The 4,988-nt window shown below is 55.3% G+C and carries 6 protein-coding genes; 1 reads left to right on the top strand and 5 read right to left on the bottom strand.

The window, feature by feature from the left end; genetic code table 11:
* The coding region (locus ABJQ89_RS18125) for an OB-fold nucleic acid binding domain-containing protein (protein WP_348497558.1) at window positions 1-423 on the top strand (423 nt) is incomplete at its 5' end.
* Here ABJQ89_RS18125 and ABJQ89_RS18120 read toward each other — a convergent pair.
* From ABJQ89_RS18120 to ABJQ89_RS18100, 5 genes are all read right to left on the bottom strand, one after another.
* On the bottom strand, window positions 420-899 hold the full coding sequence (locus tag ABJQ89_RS18120; RefSeq protein WP_348497557.1) for a hypothetical protein: 480 nt from the start codon (window positions 897-899) through the stop codon (window positions 420-422). The two genes, ABJQ89_RS18125 and ABJQ89_RS18120, sit on opposite strands and share 4 nt — an antisense overlap.
* The gene (locus tag ABJQ89_RS18115; protein ID WP_348497556.1) at window positions 892-3,048 is read right to left on the bottom strand and encodes an RND transporter; all 2,157 of its coding nucleotides are present in this window, start codon (window positions 3,046-3,048) and stop codon (window positions 892-894) included. Before ABJQ89_RS18115 ends, ABJQ89_RS18120 begins: the two co-directional genes overlap by 8 nt.
* 9 nt (window positions 3,049-3,057) lie before the next feature.
* Entirely contained in the window at window positions 3,058-3,549 is a 492-nt protein-coding gene (locus ABJQ89_RS18110) for an isoprenylcysteine carboxylmethyltransferase family protein (protein ID WP_348497555.1), read from the bottom strand.
* Window positions 3,549-4,613, bottom strand: coding sequence for a type III polyketide synthase (locus ABJQ89_RS18105; protein WP_348497554.1), 1,065 nt, complete (start codon window positions 4,611-4,613; stop codon window positions 3,549-3,551). The genes ABJQ89_RS18110 and ABJQ89_RS18105 overlap by 1 nt, the downstream gene beginning before the upstream one ends.
* A gap of 133 nt (window positions 4,614-4,746) precedes the next feature.
* A partial coding sequence (locus ABJQ89_RS18100; protein ID WP_348497553.1) for a GTP-binding protein occupies window positions 4,747-4,988 on the bottom strand: 242 nt, incomplete at its 5' end.

Below are 4,988 nucleotides of genomic sequence, written 5' to 3'. Positions count from 1 at the left end.
CCCCACGACAAGCTCCCCGATGCGCCGCTCCATAAGATCAGCGTCTGCGGTTTAGTCATCACCCGCCAACGCCCTGGCACTGCATCTGGCGTTATTTTTCTGACGCTTGAGGATGAAACAGGGGTCAGCAATGTTGTCGTTTGGCCCAAGCTATATGAGAAATATCGCCGCGAAGTCATGGGTGGTCGTTTGCTACGAATAACGGGCTTTCTGCAACGCGAAGGCATCGTTGTACATGTGATCGCGCAGCATGTGGAAGACCTCTCGCATCGACTTCGCGATCTGGGTCATCCGCTCGATGAGGAGGTGGGCATTACCCGCGCCGAGGCCGATGATGCGCCGCGCCCGCGCCATCAGCCATCCCGCGCCATGCATCCAAGGGATCAAGCCAAACGGCTCTTCCCAAGTCGCGATTTTCATTAGCGGGTAAAGGACACATCCGACATCAAAACGCTCGGATCAGCCCGATCTGTCGAACGCAACCGCAAGCTCTCTGCCTCAACGCGCCATTCCACATTCTGCGACACAAGTTCACCTGTCTTCGGGTCCTTCGCGCTGAACGTAAAGGCCACTAGATCGTCCCTTTGAACCCCAGAAATACGTGTACTGCCCAAACCATCAGGGTTGAACCAAAAGCCAGTCAAAGTATCGGAGCCGCTCTTCCCCTTCATTTCTCCAGACAAGGCAATCTTGCGACCGGGCACCACACATTGCCCTTTCACCACCAATGTACCATCCGCAAAGGCATTGTTGATCCGGCACCGCACAGCTTCTTTCGGGCCGCTCGGGGTTTCGCGGGCGAAACCTGATCCGCGCCACGCGCCTTGCATATGCGCCAAAGGCTCCGCCACGACTGCGCCGCCCGAAAGCAGCAAGGATGCAATCAAAACTCTACGCATTTTCACGTTCCTTCCCTCCCAGCAAAGCAGGCAACAAAAGCAAATCAAACACAAGCGCGGCCCAAAGCGTAATGATCATCATGCCCCCGAACAGACGGATCGGGAAAAACCCGCTGATCTGCGTCACGGCAAGGCCAAACGTCAGCAAAACAGTCGTCAACACCATGACATGCCCCGCAGACCCAGACGCGGCGCGCACGGCCTGCTCTTTGCTTGCCCCGACCTTGCGCGCCTCGAAGAAGCGGTTCAGGAAATGCACGCTATCATCAATCGCAATTCCAAAGGCGATGGTTAACGCCAGAACGGCTGTTGGCGACAACTGCCCTGCGGCCCAAATATGCAAGGACGCCCCCGTCACCATCAAAGGCAAAAGGTTGGGCAAAAGCAGCAAGGGGAACAATCGCAGCGATCCAAAAGCAAGCGCCACAATCAAAGTTGCCCCGATCGAGGCTAACACCAAACTGCGCGAAAGCTGAGAGATCAGAACAACCGCTTCTTGCCGCATGACAGTCGGCAGGCCAAAAATACGTTGCGCGCCATGCGTCTCCGCGCTTTCAAAAAGCTGATCGAGCTGGGCAAGCGCCGCCTCATTACGCATAGGTTCTGGCACGGACACAAATATGCGGCGCACCGTTTCTGACGGGCGCAATTGCTGCACAATGTTGCTTGGAACCGCGCTCAAATCATCAGAACTGGGTGGCCCATCCACCCCAAGCCAACGGGCAACGGCCACTTCTGAGAGCACCGCCTCTGGCCCCGCGATCACGCGCAGATCGTCCGTCAGCGCGACCAGTTCATCCCATGGACCTACCACATCAATAATCATCTGAAACACGCCGCCAAAATCCTCGGTAATCGCGTCATTCACCTGCACTGTTGCGCTGCCTGTAGGCAGGTTTTGATAGAGCGGAAACCAGGCTTTGGTCTGCTGAAACCCAAAGGCGCAAAACCCGAACAAAACCAAGCACACGAGCAAAACCGCTCTGGCGCGCGTGGCTCCGAAGGTGGTCAATCGATGCGCCGCGACACCTGCAAATAGCGCCGCTTGTCCCTGCCTTGGCGCGATGATCTGCGCCAGCAAAGCGAAGGTCAAAATTCCGATGACAAACGCCAAAATTGTTCCCAAAGCGCCCAGCAATGCGAATTCGAACAATTGCTCGTTTTTCGTGATCATAATGCTCCCGAAGGCCAGCGCTGTCGTGATCGCGGTCAATGCACATGCTGGACCAATACGCGTCACCGTTTGTGCAGGGGTGTCGCCTGTGCTCTTTAAATGGCCAGCCAGATGCACGCCGTCCGCCACCCCCAATATGAGCAGTAAAATTGGAATAACATTGCTCAACACGTTGATCGGCGTTCCGAGCCAGACTGACAAGGCCAACACAGATGCGGCGCCGCATAGCGCGGGCACAACCGAAAGCGCGACCATGCGAAAATCGCGCAGCAAGACGAGCGCAATGAAGCCAACCAAAAGGCTGCCCCAGAGATTGAGTGCAATGAGATCGTCCTTCAATCCCGTCACGATTTCATGGCTGATCAGGTCTTCGCCAGTGAGCTGAACACGCAAGCCCGTTGGCAAAGCCACATCAAATTCATCTTGGATTTGGCTCGCCAGTTCGGCGACATTCGTTTGCTCAATACCCACACTGATCGCGATGAGCAGTGCAGTGTGCTTCGAGTTCACAAAGCTCGGCAACCCTGTGTCCAATGCACGAAATCTCTCGAGATCATCGACGTAAGTATTTGTAACCTCAGGACCGAACACAGCGCGCCCATTCGCAGCCCCTTCATCAGGGGGAAATCGCAGCGCGAAGGGCGAAGCGACACCAAGCACGCCCTCAAGAAACTCAAGATCAAGGGTCAGATCACGCAATCGCGCAAGATCACGCGCACCAAAAGCGCGTTCAGAAGTGACATATGCCAGAATTGTACTTTGGGGCGGGTCTTGCGCTGCGCGATACGCGACCTGCGCTTTTGAAACAGCACTATCCGTCAAAAAGACCCTGTGAATGTCATCGTCGAATTGAAGCTTTGGCAGGCTCAAGCCGATCGCCGCCAGAACAAGCAATAGCGCCAGAGCGGCCAACTTCGGCCAACGGATCGCCGCAAGGCCTATTCGCTCTGCGCCAAATCCAATTCCCAGTGCCATTGATCACCCTTAGCGCAATGCCGACAGCGCCTTTTCTTCGACCCCGATGCGCACATAGAGCATCGCCGCATTCAGCACCGTAAAGACAAGCGCCACCCAAGTCAGCCCTAAGACCATGGGTGCGACAATTATCTCTGCAACGACGAGCATATAGTTTGGATGGCGGACATATTTGAACGGTCCGGCGACCACCAGCGGTTCTGGCAGGATGATCACCCGCGTTGTCCAGCGCGCGCCCAGCGTGCCCAAAATCCAAACGCGGAACACCTGTAGCACGGCAAATATCGCGAGCCAGCCGTAGGCGACACTTTCGTCATAGCCAAGGAACAACAGGCACGCGATCCAAAGCGAATGCATTCCGACCATAACCGGATAATGTTCTGCGCCGACTTCGTACGCACCTTTCGCAAGAAGCGCGGCAGTGTTGCGCTTAGCAATGAACAACTCGCTCAGGCGTTGTAGGACGATAAATCCCAAGAATAGGAGTGTTGCCGTTTCCATTACGCCGCCTTTGCTGTGACATGAACCGGAAGGTAAGATGCGGTGAACCCTGGCCCGAGCGCACAAGTCATCATCTGCCCCGTGTGACCTGCCTCAAGCACCTTTTTCAGAACAAACAGCACAGTTGGCGCAGACATGTTTCCGGCTTCGCGCAACGTTTCGCGTTCTGCATCAAGGCTCCCTTGCTCAAGATGCATCGCACCTTCAATCGCTTCGACGACCTTGGCACCACCGGGATGACAGACGTATCGATCAATCTGTTCATGGCTTAACGCGCTCGCGGTCAATGCGCTTTGCGTAGCGGTCGCGAACTCATCGGTTACAAACTTTGGAATCGAGCGATCAAAGACCACGCCAAACCCAGCTTCGTCCACGTCCCAGCCCATGATTTCTAAGGTATCAGGCCACATTTTTTGAAAGCCTTGCCCTAAGGAAATCGCATCGCGCCCCTCTGGCTTTTGCGATGACAAACAGGCGGCTGCAGATCCATCCCCGAAAAGGGCCGTCGCAATGATGTCCGCTTTTTGCAGACGATCCGCGCGGAAAGACAGCGAACACGTTTCAATGACGACAAGCAAAACCTTGGCGCCCGCTTGGCCGTTTGCAAGCGAACGCGCGACGGAAAGTCCGGTGACACCGCCTGCGCACCCCAGTCCAAACAAGGGCACGCGCATGATGTCATCGCGAAACCCCATGTCCGAGAAAACCTGCGCTTCGAGCGTCGGGGTAGCGATGCCAGTCGAGGATACGGTAACGACGCAATCAACGTCTGCACTGTCCCAGCCAGCATCTTTCAAAGCAGCTTGCGCAGCGTCCAGAAACATCGCTTTGGCACCTTCGATAAAGGCGACATTGCGATCCACCCAGCCGTGTTCATCGGAAAACCAATCGATTGGGACGACCGAATAACGACGATCAATCCCAGCGGTCGCAAAGCTCTTGGAAAGACGATCAAACTGCGGATATTTGCCGCCGAATATGATCGCGGCACGTTCGCGAACTTCCGTTTGTGTCAGGCAATGGGATGGCAATGCCGTGGAAAGGCCATGCAGAAAGACAGGCATCAATGCTCCTTAGATGAAAGGCCTGATGCGTGCGACCGCCAGTCCAATGATAAGATTCGAAAGAAACATTACCATGGGGCAGGTAAATGTTAAGCAAACTCTCCGGCTTTTATCAAAGTACAACCCAGAGCGATTAGATCTGCTTATCGTCACCTAAATCAAAACCGCCGATGTCGGCCAGCAATGATACGATCTGCGCGACGCCTTCGCGCTTTCGCAGCGAAGCAAAGACAAAGGGGCGCGCGCCGCGCATCTTGTTCGCGTCGCGATCCATCACCTCAAGAGAAGCCCCAACATGAGGCGCGAGATCGGTTTTGTTGATCACCAAAATATCCGACTTGGTAATCGCAGGTCCGCCTTTACGCGGAATTTCTT

Source organism: Planktotalea sp., from assembly GCF_039984035.1.
In the GTDB taxonomy this organism is placed as follows: domain Bacteria; phylum Pseudomonadota; class Alphaproteobacteria; order Rhodobacterales; family Rhodobacteraceae; genus Planktotalea.
Note: the sequence above shows the minus strand (reverse complement) of the source record. Positions and strands in the feature narration are given on the sequence as shown.

Coding starts and splice junctions, on each gene's coding strand:
- ABJQ89_RS18120 (WP_348497557.1), bottom strand. CDS start 899: ATGCGTAGAGTTTTGATTGCATCCTTGCTGCTTTCGGGCGGCGCAGTC.
- ABJQ89_RS18115 (WP_348497556.1), bottom strand. CDS start 3,048: ATGGCACTGGGAATTGGATTTGGCGCAGAGCGAATAGGCCTTGCGGCG.
- ABJQ89_RS18110 (WP_348497555.1), bottom strand. CDS start 3,549: ATGGAAACGGCAACACTCCTATTCTTGGGATTTATCGTCCTACAACGC.
- ABJQ89_RS18105 (WP_348497554.1), bottom strand. CDS start 4,613: ATGCCTGTCTTTCTGCATGGCCTTTCCACGGCATTGCCATCCCATTGC.